We start from the raw sequence: 16,641 nt of genomic DNA, 5'->3' as shown, positions 1-16,641 counted from the left end.
CCATGAAAGAGCCAAGCCCATCGCTGCACACCACGCTCCTTCGCCTGCGCGAAGCGCAGGCGCGCGACCCCATGCCGTCATGGGAAGTCCGTGCCACGCGTCTGCGGGCGCTGGAGAAGATGCTCAACGAGCAGCGCGGGGCTTTTGCCGAAGCGATCGACGCGGACTTCGGCCGCCGTCCGGTGGAAGAAACGGAACTGCTGGAGCTGTACCCCAGCCTGTCCAACCTGCGCCACTCGCTGAAGCGCGGCCGCCGCTGGATGCGTCCACGCGGCGGTCTGGCCAACATGGTCTTTCTGCCGGCACGCATCGCGCTCATGCCACAGCCGCGTGGCGTGGTGGGCATCATCGTGCCGTGGAATTACCCCATCTTCCTGTCGGTCGGTCCGTTGATCGACGCGCTGACAGCGGGCAACCGCGTGATGCTGAAGATGAGCGAGTACACGCCACGGTTCTCGGCCTTGTTCGCCGAGCAGGTGGCGCGTTACTTCGGCAGCGACGAAGTAGCGGTGATCACCGGCGATGCCGACGTGGCGCAGGCGTTCTCCGCGCTGCCGTTCGACCATCTGCTGTTCACCGGCTCCACCGCGGTCGGCCACCACGTGATGCGAGCGGCCGCCGCCAACCTCACGCCGGTCACGCTGGAGCTGGGCGGAAAGTCGCCCGCCATCATTGGCCCCGGCGCGCGCTTCGGCAACGCGGTGGAACGCATCATGCTCGGCAAGCTGGTCAACGCAGGGCAGACCTGTATTGCGCCGGACTACGTGCTGGTGCCGCGCGAGCGCATGAGCGACTTCATCAATACGGCCAAGGCGACGGCGCAAAGGCTGTATCCCAACCTCGGGCAGCAGCAGTACGCCTCCATCGTGTCCGACCGCCAATATGAGCGCCTCAGCAAACTGCGCGACGATGCGGTTGCTGCGGGCGCACACATCCAGCCGCTGAGCGACGCGAAGGATCTGCCCGCCAAACGCTTGCTTGCACCGGTGATGTTGACTGGCGTGAACGACACCATGGCGGTGATGCAGGACGAAATCTTCGGACCTTTGTTGCCGGTCCTGCCATACGACTCGCTGGATGACGCCATCAGCTATATCGCGAATCGTCCGCAACCGCTCGCGCTGTACCTGTTTGAAGAAAGCCGCGCGCTCACCGAACACGTGCTCTCCCGCACCCATGCGGGCGGCGTCACCATCAACGACACGCTTTACCACATTGCCCAGCATGACCTGCCCTTCGGCGGCGTTGGTCCTTCAGGCATGGGCGGCTATCACGGCGAAGCGGGCTTCCGCGCGTTCTCGCACATGAAGCCGGTGTTTCGTCAATCACGCTTCAACGGCGCGGGCTTGCTCAATCCGCCATACGGCGAGCGCTTCAGGAAGATGCTGAAGCTGTTGATGCGGTTGGGCTAAGACACCCTCAGTTCACTGCTTAGCCCACGCGCCTCACCGTCATCCCCGCGAAGGCGGGAAGCGCTTCACAACAGCCGAAGGCTGGTCATCCAGTGACTTTCGCTCTTATGAGCGCTACCGCGATCGGGCTCGCCTGCCGCGAGCTTCCGACGATCTGCCGATCGCCGGGTCACTTTTCTTTGCTTGCTCAAAGAAAAGTAACCAAAAGAAAGAGCACCCCGCTTGGCGCTTGCCGGGCTGATAGCCCGGCAAGTCCGTGAGGGTTGGCCGGGCTTTTCGACAGGGCTTCCTGCCCTGACGAAAAGGGATCGGCATCCATGCCGATCCCCCTGCGGGCCTGATCGTCCAACCCTCACCGCCGCACAGGGGCCCCCTCAGATCAAGAGCATCAGGCTCGTGCCGCTGGCGCGGCACATCGCATCACCAGTCGTCTGCTGTTTTCGTCTGTAGGAGCGCACTTGTGCACGACGAACCGACGGAGCGGCAACGACATCGCGCACAAGTGCGCTCCTACAGAGAAACCATGAGCACGGAGAAACCACGGACGCCGCTTCTGGCGCGCGGCGCGCGCCGCTCTGGCTCTGGCTCTGGCTTTCGCTCTTGACCTCCGGGCCCCTATGGCGCGGCGGGCGGGTGGAGGAATAGCCCGAAGGGTGGCCGGCATGGATGCCGGCCAGTTTTTCGACAGGACAGGGACGTCCTGTCGAAAAACCCCGTAACCCGCCCGCGTACCTTCCGGGCTATCAGCCCGGAAGGCGCGCCATCGGGGTGGCCTTTCTCTTGGTTACTTCTCTTTGGCCACGCAAAGAGAAGTGACCCGCTGTCCGGCAGGACAGCGGAAGCCCGCCGCAGGCGAGCCAGGTCGCGCAATCCTCACACCAGTGCAAAGGCGCTGGATGACCAGCTTTCGCTGGGATGACGGCGAGGCACAATCACCGCTCATAGTCCCCCAATGAACAGACTATTCATCACGCACAAAAAAACCTCCCCGCTCACGCGGGGAGGTTTTTTTCAAACGGTTCGTTCCGCAGTGTTCCGCGATCAGAACTTGTACTGGGCCGAGAAGCTCAGCAGGTTGCCGTAGTCGTCCGAGCTGCCGGTCAGCACGTCGCCGGTGGAGCTGGTGCTGTTGATGCGCGCGCTGTTGACGAAGATGTGCGCGTACGAGGCGTTGAGCACGAAGTGCTCGCTGGCCTTGTACTCGACACCAAAGCTGACCAGCTGACGGGTAGCGTCCGGCACGCGCGGGTCGCGGGTAGCGGTGGAGGTCGGCGTGGTATCCAGCGCCAGACCGCCGCGCAGGGTGACCTTGTCGTTGAGGTAGTAGTCGCCACCGATGGCGATGTACCAGCTGTTCTTCCAGTTGAACACTTCAGTGGTGGTCGGCTGTGCCGGGTTGGCGTAGTAAACGTTCAAGTTCTTGAACGAATCCCACTTGGTCCAGGCCACGTCCATACCCAGGCCGAACTTCTCTTCCTGGTGCCAGTAGCTGGCGGTTGCCACGGCCGGGGTGGTGAACGGCGCCGTACCCTGGGTGTGGGTGAACGGCACGCCGCCAGCACCGGCGAGCAAGCCAGCCACGGTCGGGTTGGCGAGCAGCGCCTGCACGTTGGCCGGCACGGTGAAGTTGGCCGTACCCGTGATGGTGTGCGAGATCTTGGAGCGGTAGGCGAGCGCGAACTTGTCCTGCGGGGTGATCTTCCAGAACATGCCGACCTGGTAGCCGTAGGCCCAGTCGTCACCCTTGATGCGGGCAATACCGTCCGAACCCGGCGGCACCACGGTGTTCACCTGCTGAGCGAACGCCTGGCCGGCGGCTGGCGGGATGGCGCCAGCCGCCACCGCCTGATTCACCAGGCCCAGGCCAACGGCGTTGTAGTTGATGGCCGAGGTGAGCTCAGCCGAGGTCTTCTGCGCGATACCGCTGACGCCGAGCGCGAAGTTGTCGGTGACGTCGTACGAGGCCGACAGGGTGATGTCCAGCGACTCGAACTTGGACTTGATGGCGTTGTAGCGGCCGATCCACTGCTGGTCGTATTCGGTCTGGAAGCCGAACGGCACCGTGAAGGAGCCACCGACATGCCACTTGTCACCCAACTGGGTGGCGAAGAACAGGGCGGGCACCGGCATGGTGGTACCAGCGTCGCCGCCGCCATTGCCGCTGATCGGACGACCCAGCGCATCGTGAGCCGAGCCGCTGAAGGTGGTGCCGAAGTTGATGGCCGTTACGTCGGCCTGGAAATAGGTGCCCTTGAGGTCGGACATGGCGGCCGGGTTATTGGCCACCACGGAAACGTCGCCGCCCGCAGTGGTGGAACCGGCGTAAGCGCGGCCCATGGCGGCGGCGCTGTCTTCATGCAGCTGGAATGCGCTGGCGTGCGCGCTCTGCGGCGCGGCAAACGAACCCAGGATGGCTAGGCTCAGCGCAGCAAGCGTGAGCGGACGGCCCGCACGGGAAAAAGGACGGAATGACATCTGCATCAGCAATGCTCCTGCTTCTTGTTGATCTGGCTTGGGTAGTAGCAAGGGGCTTGACGACCGCCCAATTTTCATACGTGCGTTTGACACCCCCGGCCGGCACTGTGCCGATTCGCCGCAGGGCTTGCAAGTGCGGTTGCAACAATCTTTTAAGGTTAAAGGGGGCTGATCCCCGCTGATCGCCAGCGAATAGGCGAAGATCGGCGCAGCAGGGTCTTTCGCCGGCGCGAACTGTTACCCTTACGAACCTGCTCCAGACGTTCGCGGAACCCATGCCGGTACCGAAAAGGAGCAAGTTCTTACTGCGCCTTGCCTGTGCGCCCTACCCTCCGAATGCACGCCAATGGGGTGTCGCCATGCACTGTTTTGTCTATGCCAGCCTGCGCAAGTCCGATACCTACGTGTGGCTGGGCCGCCGCGACGACTTCACCTGCCTGCCCGAATCGCTGGCCCTGATGCTGGGCGAGCTGCGCTTTGTGCTGGAAGTGGAGCTGACCGAGCAACGCAAGCTGCCCCGTGAAGATGCCCAGCAGGTGATGAAGCACATCACCGAGAAGGGCTGGTATCTGCAGTTGCCGCCGCAGGAGACACTGTCGGTGGCCAATCATCCCGACTACAAGAGCGCGCCGAAAGGTCCGGACCGCGAGCACTGATGAAGGCCTGAACGAGCGCCGTCTTCCCTGCAAAGTCGGGGATGACGAACGAAATCAGCGCCCCCTAATGCTCGGCATGTGATCGCCGTTAACACGGGATTACCGTCTGATGTCGCCACGATTCCTATACTCCGCGCCCATGGCCTATTCAAAAACGCGTCGCCCGCCCCCGTTTCTGCAAGCCCTCGCCTGGTTCGTGCCCGGACTGATCGCCACCGCGATCGCCCTGCTTGGTGCGCACCCGCTTGCATTGATCCCGTTGCTGATGGCCAACGCGCTGACCATGGCGGCGGTGTGCCACGCGATAGGTTTTGATCCGGAACCGAAGTTTGGCCGCACCGTGCTGCGGCGCGGCGCCGCTTATCTGGTGATGTTTACCGGCTACGTGGTGCTGGTGTTTTTGCTGGTGGCGTGGCCGATGCTCAAGCTCAACCAGGCCCCGACGCTTGGTGGGGCGCTGATGCTGGCAGGTGCGCTGGTGATCGCGCTGGCCGCGTTGTGGCGCGTTTGGCCCGCTTTTGGCCTCGTGTATGTGTGGGATGACGCGTATCCGGCGCAGAGCGATGGCTCGTGGATATTCACGGCAACCGCTCGCAGCCTGGCGTTTGGCCGGCACCTGTCGCGCGAAGAACGCTTCTTTACGCATTTCCTGCCCGCGGCGGTGTCGCTGCTGGCGTTGGCCTTTGTCGCCATTGCGCTGACGGGCCTGTATGGCGTGCTGCCTTCCGAACTGCGCACGGCGGCGCTGGTGCTCTACGGTGCGGTGCTGATGCCGCTGGGCTGCCTGGTGATTGCCAACCGCACACTGCGCGCGCTGCTGTGCGAGCGCCGCCGCCCGCTGCGCCAGCCCGCGGCAGGTGTGGTGGAGAAGTCCGCATCCGCACCGGTGGTGCCCAAGCCCGCGCCGCAGCTGAGCGAAGAAGAGCGCACCGCCGGCACACCAGAACAAGCGCAGGCGCTGCTGGCTGCCACGCGCGATGGCGATATCGATCGGGCACTGGCGCTGGTGGAGGCTGGTGCCGACCCGAACACCGCGCCGCCGTCCAGCGACCGCGACCAGCGTCCCGTACTCATGCTGGCCGCCCTGCTGCCCGATACGCACCTGCTGCGTGCGCTGATTGCCAAGGGCGCCGATGTGAATCGCGCCAGCGGCGGCCTCACCCCACTGCTGGCCGCCACCCGCGACAGCTGGCATGGCCGCGCCGAAGCGGTGATGACGCTGCTAGCCAACGGCGCCAACGCGCTGGCGACCGACAGCCAGGGCAACACGCCCCTGCATGGCGCGGTGCTCAGCGGTGAACCCATGGTGGCGGCGATGTTGCTGGACGCAGGCGCCCCCATCAACGCACTCAACAAGGCGGGCCTCGGCCCGCTCGCTGTGGCCTGCCGCGCGGCCAACTGGCCAGTGGTGAAGTTTCTGCTGGAACGCAGCGCCAAGCCCGCGCCCGCCGATGGCGAGCCTGCGCTGGTTGCCGCTGCCGGCATCGCCGATGACGACACGAGCGGTGTGAAGTTGCTGCTCAAGCACCGCGCCGCCGTGAACGCGGTGGATGCACGCCACCGCAGCGCCCTGATGGCCGCCGCGTCCGAGGGCCACGAACAGATTGCCCGCGCTCTGCGTGCCGCTGGCGCCGATGTGAACCTCGCGGACCGCCATGGCAATACGGCACTGATGGAAGCCGCCCGCGCTGGCGCAGTGGGCATTGTGAAGCTGCTGACCGAGGCACAGCCGGATGCGCGCGTGCGCAACAGCCATGGCCGCGACGCGCTGACGCTCGCCTGCCAGTCACCGCAGGCGCATGCCGACGTCGTGCGTGCCCTGATTGCGCTGGGCGCCGAGCCCAAAGCGGTGGGCACCGATGGCCGTAGCGCGCTGGACCACGCCGCCGCCGCAGGCCGCTGGGATCTGGTCGCCCTGCTCGACCCGGAAACGCCGCTGCCCGCCAGCCTGAGCATGGACGCCCTGCCCGAAGGCGCCGACACCCCGGCCCATCTGCTGGATGCGCTGCGCTTTGGCCACTGGGCCATCGTCTCCACCTTTCATGGCCGCGTGCGCGAGTGGCCGCAGGAACAGTTGGCGCAGATGTACCTGGATCTCGCAGCGCCGGGGCAGGACGCTGGCCGCCGCTGGCTGCTGGATCACGCGCTGGATCCCGAAGCACGCCTGCAACCGCAGCTGGTAGACGACGCAGAAACCCTGGAAGGTGTGGAAGCGCCGTTGCCGCCGCTGGGCCGCCGCCTGTTCGATGCGTTGCTGCAACAGCTGCCTGCCGCGACCGAAGCCGTGGATGACCTGCTGCACGCGGGCGCGACGCCGGCCGGCGCGGGTCTGCTCGCGCAGACGCTGGTACGGCTGGAAGACAGCGCACAGGGTGCCGCCCTGCCCGTGGTGATGCTGGAACGCGGCGCCGATCCCTTTGGCCCGGATGCGCGCGAGCGCACGCCGGTGCATCTGGCGGCCACTTACGGCCACCAAGTGTTGCTGGAAACCCTGCTGGCCCGTGGCTGCGACCCCAATACGCGTGACAGCAGCGGCCGCACGCCGCTGTTTGCCGCACTGGAACATGGCGAGCGCGCGTTGCCGCTGGTCCGTGCCTTGGTGGCGCACGGCGCAGACCCCGAAGCGATCGACGCCAATGGCGAAACACCGCTCGGCCAGTCGCTGGAGCACGAAGCCATCGAGCGCTGGCTCAACTGGGGCGACTGGACCCGGCCGGCGCGACCGCTGCGCGCGGAAGATCTGCCGCCTGCCGCTGCTGCCGGCTCGCTGGTGGCAGTGGAGCGCTTGCTGGAACTCGGCTTTGCGGTGGATACCCGCGATCACCAGGGCGCTACTGCGCTGCTGCACGCCTGCGGCGCAGGACAGCGCGAGGTGGCAGCGCTCCTGCTGGATAAAGGCGCCGATGCCTCGCTGGCCGCAACCAACGGCATGACCCCACTGGCTGCCGCAGTCAGCGCCCGCCGCGAAGCACTGGTGGCACTGCTGTTGCAGCACGGCGCGGCCGTGGATCAACGACTGCCGGGTGATGCCACGTCCCTGATGATTGCGGCGGCGATGGGTTATCCCGAAGTCGCCGAACAGTTGATGGAAGGCGGCGCCGATGTAAACGCCGTCGATTCGCGCGGCCACAGCGCCCTCCACGCGGCCTCTCAGTTTGGCTTTACGCACAACGACAGCTTGCGCGCGCGCCGCTTGTTCGACGCGCTGCTCAAGCACAACGCCGATGTGAGCCTGGCCGACAAAGAAGGCAAGACGCCGCTGCTATTGCTGCTGGGTGCGCACCTGCGTCCGGGCAGCGAATGCGACCCCACCCATATCGGCGCACTGGTGCCAGTGCTGCTGGATGCCGGCGCCACGCTGGCCCATGCCGATCAGCGCGGCGTCACCGCGCTGCACGCCTGCGCCATGCACGCGCTGCTGGCACCGGCCCGCGTACTGCTGGCGCGTGGTGCCGATCGTCAGGCTGCGGATGCTTTCGGCCGCACCGCGGCGGATGTGGCACGCACCATCGGTTACGTCGATATCGCGCACGAACTGGCTGCACGCAGTGGCTCGGCGATTCCCAGCGTGCGCCAGATGCTGCGGCAACCTGCGCAACCCTCCGAGTAACGCTCTCCAACCGCGCTGGCTATCATCCATAGCCAGCGCGGTGCGAATGAGCACGAACACGTCAGCCAACACCATCATGCCGTTCTCTGGCAGCGGGTGGATTCTCGCGCACGTCACCCGGGGAACCCGGACTGCGCCGATGCTGAATTCGCCGTCGTGATGAACGGCCCAACGGGCTAGAGCCTCCCCACCAGCGATCGCAACATCCATGTGCAACCCCTCCGGAGAGGAGTGAAGGCAGCCGATAGCGGGTGAGGACGAGCCCATCTCATCGTCTCGAACCAAAAGCAGACGGTTCCCGTATTCGCGGCCTGGTCAACATGGACAAGTAATTTTACTTAGCTGGGATACGTAAGTTTTCTGGCGAATGACGATCGGCCTTTGCCATATCCGGCACTTCCATCCTGCGCTGACACGTTGTCTTCATTTTTCGTCTATTACGATTTTTTTGCGGCGGGAATGGGGAAACAGCCAAAAGGAGGCGGAGGCATCTTCTCTTCTGCAAGCAATCTCTCTACCTCGACTTTTACACGTTCGCTATCGAGTCGCATCACAAGGCGCGACCGTTATTGCACCGTACCGGCCGCTTTCAGGTAACGCTTTCGTTGCCGCATGTTTACGGATAACTGCCGGGAAGCTTTACCTTCTTTACGACCAACGAAAATGTGTTTTTGGTGCGAACCACACCATGGACGGGCAATTCCTTCCATAGCCGCCATCGCTTCCACACAACTTTTCGACGAGAGGGGAACCCCAATGACAAAGATTTCGATGGTTTGTGCATTAGGTGCAGCGCTGCTCATGGCAGGCTGCGTGTCGCAGCAGAAATATGACGAGTCGCAACAGAAAAATGCCGAACTCGAGGCGCAGTACCAGCAACTGAACCAGACCATGGGGGCGGAGGTTGCGTCCCGCGACATGCACATCACGCGGATGCAGGACGCGATCAAGGTGTCACTCAACAGCCAGTTGCTGTTCCCTTCCGGTGGCTGGGAAATGTCGAACGAGGCCAAGACGAGCATTGCCAAGATCGCCTCGATTCTGGCACCTCACCAGAAAAACAAGATCAACGTGAACGGCTACACGGATAGCACGCCGATCGGTCCGGAACTGGCGAAACAGGGTGTCACCAGCAATGTCATCCTGTCCCAGAAGCGCGCGGACAACGTCATGCAGTACATGATTTCCCAGGGCGTCAAGCCGGATCTTGTCGCAGCTCACGGCTTTGGTGAAGAAAATCCGGTGGCATCCAACGATACGGCGGAAGGAAAGGCTCAGAATCGCCGCGTAGAACTCACCATAGCGAACGCCGCGCACTAATGCGGCGAAGCGGGATCGAACGACGCATCCCGTCATGGGTCAGTGACGCACCCTGAATCGCGATCTTTCGCGATTCAGGGGCAACCCGACACATGGATGCGCGAACCGGCGATCGATCAGAGCAGGCGGAGAGCTTGCTCGCCCTCCTGACAGCACTCGCCCAACAGGAACATCCGCCGTTCGACTATGGGTCCGCGGAATCTGCGCGCCATGCGACTCTTTCCGCCTGCCCGTCCTTAGTGCGTTTCGTTGAACGGCTGAATCCGCAACCCGAAGCAGACATTCCCCATCTGCTCGCCCTACTTTGCTTCAGACGACCCCACTGGCTTGCCATCGATAAAATGATGGACTGCCGACATGGTCGTTTCCGGAGCTTCTTCCATCAGCCAGTGACCTGCGTTGGGAACGACGAGTTCAGTGACGTTGGTGGCCGCATTGCGCATGACGATGGCTTCGTTCGCGCCAAAAGACTTTTCTCCGCCGATGGCGAGTACCGGCATGGTGAGCTTGGTCGCCATGGCAGTCTTGTTGTCTTCGGCGTCCTTGCGGATGGCGCGGAACTGCGCGAACGCGTCGTGCATAGCACCCGGTCGGGCGTAAAGCGCGGCGTAGTGCTCGCGCGTGGCTTCGTCGACTTTGGATGGGTCGCCTGCGAACTCGTTCCAGAAGCGATCCAGGTAGATGCGCTCGCGGCCAGCCACAAGGCGCTCCATGTCAGGACCACCGAAGTCGAAGTGCCAGAGGGCAGGCAGTCGCACGATCTGGTCCCAGGGCGGAATGCCTGGCACAGGGGCATCCATCACAACGAGGCGATCTGTCTTGTCGGGATAACGGGCCGCATAGGCGTACGCCACCATGGTGCCGATGTCGTGCCCGACGACGGCGGCGTGGTCGATGCCCAGCTGGGTGAGCACGCTGCGGATGTCCGCCGCTTGCGTCCGCTTGTCATAACCACCCTCGGGATGCGAGGACAAGCCCATGCCGCGCAAGTCGGGCACCACCACCGTGTGGTTGCGAGCGAGATCGGTAGCCAGCGGCGCCCACATGTCGCCCGTGTCGCCGAAGCCATGCAGCAATACAACAGCCGGCCCCTTGCCGCCGACGCGAACATGGATCGTCGCGCCATCCGTCTGCATTTCCTGAGCCCGGAAGGTGGAAGGAAAAGGTTGAACGGCTGCGACGGCAACAAGGCTGAAACCTGCAAGCAGACACACCGCGAGAAGCTGTCGAATCATCGATAGGACTCCATAGGAACGTGATGGGGTGATGCACCTTGCATGGATAGGCCGGTCGGCAATCTCGGCCAGGGTATAGTGCATGGCAAGCGCCGTAATGTGCACGTGACCGCAGAGGAGGCGTTGGAATTCCGGCTTGTTCCCGACCAGACGCCAGAGCGCGGGCTGGTGGAGAAGTGGCTGCAAGATCTCGGCTGGACAGTGCTCCGTGCGGAACCCGATGGGGCGACAGGTAGCACCAGATCCAAGCTGGTGAGGCTCGATTTCACAATCGCCGGGACGGCATTGAGACGTACGCCGCCATGCTCGGCGAGCTCAACTGGTAAACGCGGACGCTGGCCTCGCCCGCCCGTAGGTACCGGTCAGGTCCACGATCGAAAGAAGACATCCGAACGTGGCGACGCTTCGGGCTGAGCGCGAATCTGCCAGCCCTGCTCCTGTCCGTGGAAGGCCATTGCGCCTGCGTTGATCAGAAGGCGAAGGCGATCGCGGTAGCGATGGTTCTCGCCATGCCCAGTGCCATGCGCTCGCTGGTCACTACTTCGGTTTCACCCACGTGCACAGCGCGCTTCTTGCGATACCAAGGCAACTGGTAGACCTCCCAGGTGCCCACCCAGCCTGCGGCGCCTGACGGTTCAACACGGACGCTTCGGACCCTTATCAGGCAGTTGCCGACTGCCATTTCTTCGACCACGTCTGCGTTCATCTGCCCTCCGACGGCTATCGATAAGCAAGCCAACGTCCACGCTGTCGACACTGACATTACTTGGATCTTTGCCGTTGGGCTATCGCTTCCGTGTTCTGGGCCACGCGGTACAACCGGACGGGCTTGACGCACCAGCCTGACGACGCGGATCCCGCGCCCAACGGGGGTTGGTATCGCCATATCCTGATAGGGCGATTTCGTGAACAGGGCGGCCGGTGCGGCCTCACTCGCCCATGCCGGCACTCCTCGCCACTGCGGGCGGAAATCACCTTCGCCACGGGCACTGACCTCAGCGGACTTTGGCTATCTTAGGTAGTACTTGAATCACCGCCCGCTGAGCCGGACAGGCATCGGGCGAACCGTCGGCCTGTTTCAAGGATGCATACATGAGTGCGACCGGTAGTCCGATTCAGCACGCCACGCCAGACCACCAGGGGAGTGTGCTCCCGGTGCTCGCCATTGCCCTGATCTTTGGGGCAGCTCACATGGTGACCAACGGGCAGTACGGCTTTCACCGGGACGAATGGCAATTCCTGAGTGATGCGCAGCATCTGGATTGGGGCTTTGTGCCTTACCCGCCCTTGACCGCAGCACTGGAGTTTCTGGGCCTCAAGATGTTTGGCCTGTCACTGGTAGGCCTGCGACTGTTTTCGGTGCTCGCACAAGTCCTGGTCATTTTCGTCAGCGGCCTCATGGCGCGCGACCTGGGGGGTGGGCGGCTGGCTCAGATCTTTACCGCCATCGCCGTAGCGCTATCGCCCTTGCCGATGTTTCAGGCGACCGAATTTCAGTATTCCTCCTTCGATCTGTTGTGGTGGGTGCTTATCGCCTGGTGCGTGATTCGTCTGTTGCGTGACGATGAACCCCGCTGGTGGGTGGCCATTGGCGCACTCGCCGGCGTTGGACTGCAGACTAAATATTCGATCGCGTTCGAACTCGCCGGTGTACTGACGGGGGCGCTGCTCACAAGCGCACGGCGCTATATCGCGAATCGCTGGTTCTGGACCGGTGGCGTCATCGCGCTGCTTATCGTCACCCCCAATCTTCTCTGGCTCATCCGGCACGACTTTATCTCCTACCACTTCCTGCAAGGTATTCATGCGCGCGATGTACGTCTGGGGCGCGCGGACGGATTTCTTCGCGATCAGTTTCTGTTGAATGCCAACCTGTTCACGGCGCCCGTCTGGCTGGCGGGCTTGTTCGCCTACTTCAGGGACCGCCGCTATCGCATGCTTGCCTGGATGTATGTGGTACCGCTGCTGCTTTTCCTGATGGCGCAGGGGCGCTTCTATTACACCTGCGGCGCCTACCCCATGCTGATAGCGATGGGATCGGTGGTGGGCGAGCGATGGTTGCGCACGCTGCGTCCGGTGTGGCGTGTTGCGATGGTCACGCTGGTATTCACCGGGGTGTTCGCCGTCGGCATCTACGCGACGCTTCGCATCGTGCCTATCGCATCAAGCGGTCCATTGCGCGACTTTGCGCTGCAGAACAACGGCGACCTCCGTGAAGAAATCGGTTGGGACGAACTCGTCGCACAGGTCGCAGCCATTCGAGACGCCTTGCCCGGCGACCAGCAGGCCCATCTTGGCATTGCCGTGGGCAACTATGGCGAGTACGGCGCCATCGCCCTGCTGGGCCCGCGCTATCGCTTGCCCGCACCGATCACCACCATCAACTCCGGATGGCTACGCGGCTATCCGCAGACAGCACCCACCACACTTATCGTGCTTGGAAATCCGCGCGAGCGCGCCGATGAACTTTTCACCGATTGCCGCCTTGCTGGCCACACGACCAACGCCTGGGGCGTCGTCAATGAAGAAAGCCGGGATCACCCCGATATCTTTGTGTGCGGCCCTGCGCGAGTGCCATGGGGCGAGCTTTGGAAGCACGGGCCGGACTTTGGCTGAGCACTTCAGGCACGAGCACACGCGTGAACGTGGGTGCGATGGTGCGCTGCCCGCTTCGGGTTGAACGCGATCCGTCCGAGTCTGCCCAACGGCAAGTCTGCGTGGCCACAGGTTCTCCCCCGGTCGGGGCGCCTATAATGGCGCACATGATCCCCTGGCTACGCCCATGACTGAACCTGTACGCCTCGCCAAACGTGTCGCTGCCCTGGCCCAGTGCTCGCGGCGCGAGGCAGAAATGTATATCGAAGGCGGCTGGGTACGCGTGGACGGCGTGACTATTGAGGAGCCGCAGTTCAAGGTGCTCGAGCAGCACATCGAGATCGATCCGCACGCGCAACTCGAACCCGCCGAACCCGCCACGCTGGTATTGCATAAACCTGCCGGCATCACGGTCGACGATGCCCGGGCATTGATCCGCGAGGAGAGCCACGCCGACGACGACAGTTCAGGCGTGCGCATGCTGAAGCGTCACTTCGCGCGCCTGGTGTCGCCGTTATCCTTGCCCGACAAAGCCAGCGGTCTGGTGGTGTTTACCCAGGACTGGCGGGTAAAGCGCCGTCTGGAAGAAGATCTCGACCGCATCGAGCAGGAGCTGGTGGTCGAAGTGACCGGCAAGCTGGCGCCGAATGGGCTTGCCTTGCTCAATCACGGGCTCAGCTTCGACAACTATGCGCTGCCACCGATCAAGGTGAGCTGGCAGAACGAAACCCACTTGCGCTTTGCCCTGAAGCGAATTGCGCCCGATAGAGTCGAGCGCATGTGCAACGCCGTCGGGCTGAAGGTGGTCGCGATCAAGCGCATCCGTGTCGGGCGCATTCCCATGGCCCGGCTGCAACCGGGGCACTGGCGCTATCTGGCGGGCACGGATCGGTTTTGAGGTTCTGAAGCGGCGCGACGCAGGCGCTGAAACGTACCCGTGCGTGGTTGAGCCAGGCCGCAAGCGCGCACTCCGTTCGAGCAGCCACTTATGAATGGCCATAGCGCTACGCCCGCCATGCCTTTGGGCCTTTGCCGGACGCGACCGCACAAAACTTACTTTTGGAAAACGCTGGAGCACCCCCATGACGACCCATGACATCCCCCCTTGCCCGGTTTGCGGCATGGAAAACACGTATCCGGACAACGATCACTTCATCTGTCCCGATTGCGCTCACGAATGGCCGCAGGTCGCCGCACACGCCGACGACGCTGACACGGTCGTGCGCGACGTCAACGGCAATGTGCTCAACAGCGGTGACTCCGTGGTGGTGATCAAGGACCTCAAGGTCAAAGGCTCGTCCATTCCACTCAAGCAAGGCACCGTGATCCGCAACATTCGCCTGGTGGAGGGCGACGCCGAGCACATCGAAGGCAACTCCGACAAGATCAAAGGATTGGTGCTCAAGGTCTGCTTTTTGAAAAAGGCTTGAGCACAACAGACACGGCTTCTGCGCCTGGCACGAATACGGCCCGCTCTTCTCAAAGAAAAAAAAACGGGCGTGATGAGCACTGCCCATCACGCCCGTTGTCAGACGCGTTACCGATGACTCAGAGTTGGATCGTCGAGATGCGCGTCGCCCAGTTGCCCAGCGCACCACGTGTACCACCGCACTGGAACAGCGGAGGCGTCAGATATTGAGCCAGGGTGCATGTTTGCGCGATGTACTCGGAGGCAAGCCAGATCGTGTTGCCATCGGCCGCAGCCGCACCATAGTCACCCCAACGCGGCCGGCCACCGCCGAGGTACGGAATACCGGTAAAGCCGTCCCAAGGGCCTACTCCCGCTTGCGCGATATGGACATCACCCGCACCAATCTTCGCATCCAGGCTGGCATAGCCCGCGCTTGGATAGTCGTTGGGGCCAACCACGGTGAATGCGATAACGCCGCGTCCGCTTTGCGTAACGGCTGCCGCGCCGTACGTCAGATTGGCATCGGGCAGGGCCAGCGTGCCGTTGGCAAAGATGCCGCCGGAGTTCGGGTTGATGACGAAATAATTGATGCCCGAACCATGACTGCCGTCGCCCAGCAGGACATCGGTATCCAGCGTGCCCCAAAGCTTGCCGTTGGCGTAGCTCACCTGCTCCATGCGCGAGTCATTCACCGCCAGGTCGCGCGGCCCGGGATAGACGATACTCGGGTAGCCGAGGATCGATGCACAGCTCGGCGTGGCAAAACAGTCAAGCAAGGGCGTACTGCCTGGCTTCTGGTGGGCCAGACTGTTTGGCACGGCATACTGCTGCACGGTCAGCGGAGAGACGTTCAACGTCAACGCCGTAGGCATGGTGTCGATGGCCTGCGTGTTCGATATCGACCACAGCCAGATGGTGCTGGAGAGACCCGAGTCGAAGAACACGGCGTCCGAACTGAGCAGATATTCGGTTCCACCATGGGCCCCGGCGAACTGCCCGCCGGACGAGATGGCCGGTATGACCGTGAATGCGTTCGCCTGAATACTCGGATCGCCACCGTTGAACAGCACCACATTCGGTGATGCGGCGCCCGACGCCAGTGCCTGCTTGGAGATGGCGTAAATCTGCGCGCCATAGAAACCGGGGCCGAACAACGAGAACTCATTGGTGGTGATGAAGATCGTATGGGCGTCCGCACCGATGTGCGGATAGTCACCGAGGCAGAACCCGCCTGCGCAGCCGTGATCCGGGGTGCCCTGCGTACCGTTGTTCTGCACTGGCAGGTGATAGATGTTCCACGCACCCGTGGGATCGGCGGTCTGGCTGACCGCGATATCCAGGTGATTGGTACCCGCCAGCGCCGATGTGGTGCCAATACGATCAAGCGTCAATACGATCTGGAACCAGCGCTGCGTGCCAGCATCGTAGTAACACGAAGGGTCGGTAATGCTGGGGCCGTAAGCGCCCGTACTGCGATTGATCGCCGCGGAGTAGCCGTAGAACGTATTGAGGTCAACCGGTCCGACCAGCTTGGTGCCGGTGCTGCTGTAGATCGCCAGCACGTCGTTGACGCTTTCAAGGACGAATCCGTTGCCGGTGCACAACCCTTGATCGGGCGGCTCCACCGAGAACTGATTACCGCCATTGGCATAACGCTGGTCGTGGAAATTGAGGCCATCAAAACCGCCAAGCAGTTCGGGGCTCGACTTGGCGCGACCGCCATGGCCCATGCTCTTGCTGCCGGTGTGCCCATGGGAAATGCTGCGATTCACAACCGGCGGCCCATAGTCCTGGCCATCGCCCGAATCGGCATCCCCGCCAACCATCGCCGGATCCAGTTCCAGACTTGTCAGCGGCGCGCCCCCGAGAGGCGTGGTGGTGGGTACCGAGGTTCCCCCTCGTTGCAAAGTGAGCGTGGTTGGGGATG

At 63.1% G+C, this 16,641-nt stretch carries 12 protein-coding genes; 7 read left to right on the top strand and 5 right to left on the bottom strand.

What is annotated here, in order from left to right; all coding sequences use genetic code 11:
• Positions 1–2 precede the first annotated feature (2 nt).
• On the top strand, positions 3–1,412 hold the full coding sequence (locus tag OQE56_RS18465) for a coniferyl aldehyde dehydrogenase (protein ID WP_267226314.1): 1,410 nt from the start codon (positions 3–5) through the stop codon (positions 1,410–1,412).
• 1,041 nt (positions 1,413–2,453) lie between these two features.
• Here OQE56_RS18465 and OQE56_RS18460 read toward each other — a convergent pair.
• Positions 2,454–3,893: an OmpP1/FadL family transporter gene (locus OQE56_RS18460; protein WP_267226312.1), complete on the bottom strand. Its 1,440-nt coding sequence runs from the start codon at positions 3,891–3,893 to the stop codon at positions 2,454–2,456.
• Between the two features lie 353 nt (positions 3,894–4,246).
• On the opposite strand from OQE56_RS18460, the gene OQE56_RS18455 reads away from it, so the two are divergent.
• A complete protein-coding gene (locus tag OQE56_RS18455) occupies positions 4,247–4,543 on the top strand; it encodes a YcgL domain-containing protein (protein ID WP_267226310.1) in 297 nt (98 codons plus the stop codon).
• Between the two features lie 139 nt (positions 4,544–4,682).
• Positions 4,683–8,153, top strand: coding sequence for an ankyrin repeat domain-containing protein (locus tag OQE56_RS18450; protein ID WP_267226308.1), 3,471 nt, complete (start codon positions 4,683–4,685; stop codon positions 8,151–8,153).
• A 566-nt stretch (positions 8,154–8,719) separates the two neighbouring features.
• On the opposite strand, the gene OQE56_RS18445 is transcribed toward OQE56_RS18450, so the two are convergent.
• A complete protein-coding gene (locus tag OQE56_RS18445) occupies positions 8,720–8,956 on the bottom strand; it encodes a hypothetical protein (protein ID WP_267226306.1) in 237 nt (78 codons plus the stop codon).
• Between the two features lie 10 nt (positions 8,957–8,966).
• On the opposite strand from OQE56_RS18445, the gene OQE56_RS18440 reads away from it, so the two are divergent.
• The gene (locus OQE56_RS18440; RefSeq protein WP_267226304.1) at positions 8,967–9,473 is read left to right on the top strand and encodes an OmpA/MotB family protein; all 507 of its coding nucleotides are present in this window, start codon (positions 8,967–8,969) and stop codon (positions 9,471–9,473) included.
• Positions 9,474–9,772: 299 nt separating this feature from the next.
• Here the strand turns inward: OQE56_RS18440 and OQE56_RS18435 are convergent, their stop codons facing one another.
• Positions 9,773–10,708: an alpha/beta hydrolase family protein gene (locus OQE56_RS18435; protein WP_267226303.1), complete on the bottom strand. Its 936-nt coding sequence runs from the start codon at positions 10,706–10,708 to the stop codon at positions 9,773–9,775.
• A 469-nt stretch (positions 10,709–11,177) separates the two neighbouring features.
• Entirely contained in the window at positions 11,178–11,414 is a 237-nt protein-coding gene (locus tag OQE56_RS18430) for a hypothetical protein (protein WP_267226301.1), read from the bottom strand.
• Positions 11,415–11,800: 386 nt separating this feature from the next.
• Here OQE56_RS18430 and OQE56_RS18425 point away from each other — a divergent pair, with 386 nt between their 5' ends.
• The 3 genes from OQE56_RS18425 (at position 11,801) to OQE56_RS18415 (ending at position 14,733) form a co-directional block, all read left to right on the top strand.
• Positions 11,801–13,324: a glycosyltransferase family 39 protein gene (locus OQE56_RS18425; RefSeq protein WP_267226299.1), complete on the top strand. Its 1,524-nt coding sequence runs from the start codon at positions 11,801–11,803 to the stop codon at positions 13,322–13,324.
• Between the two features lie 166 nt (positions 13,325–13,490).
• Positions 13,491–14,201: an rRNA pseudouridine synthase gene (locus OQE56_RS18420; RefSeq protein ID WP_267226298.1), complete on the top strand. Its 711-nt coding sequence runs from the start codon at positions 13,491–13,493 to the stop codon at positions 14,199–14,201.
• 184 nt (positions 14,202–14,385) lie between these two features.
• Positions 14,386–14,733 carry a zinc ribbon domain-containing protein YjdM gene (locus OQE56_RS18415; protein ID WP_267226297.1) on the top strand — a complete coding sequence of 116 codons (348 nt, stop codon included), beginning with the start codon at positions 14,386–14,388 and terminating at the stop codon, positions 14,731–14,733.
• A 118-nt stretch (positions 14,734–14,851) separates the two neighbouring features.
• Here OQE56_RS18415 and OQE56_RS18410 read toward each other — a convergent pair whose 3' ends face one another.
• On the bottom strand, positions 14,852–16,540 hold the full coding sequence (locus OQE56_RS18410) for a hypothetical protein (protein ID WP_267226296.1): 1,689 nt from the start codon (positions 16,538–16,540) through the stop codon (positions 14,852–14,854).
• Positions 16,541–16,641 lie beyond the last annotated feature (101 nt).

The organism is Dyella silvae (genome assembly GCF_026421305.1).
GTDB classification, from domain to species: Bacteria; Pseudomonadota; Gammaproteobacteria; order Xanthomonadales; family Rhodanobacteraceae; genus Dyella; species Dyella silvae.
Note: the sequence above shows the minus strand (reverse complement) of the source record. Positions and strands in the feature narration are given on the sequence as shown.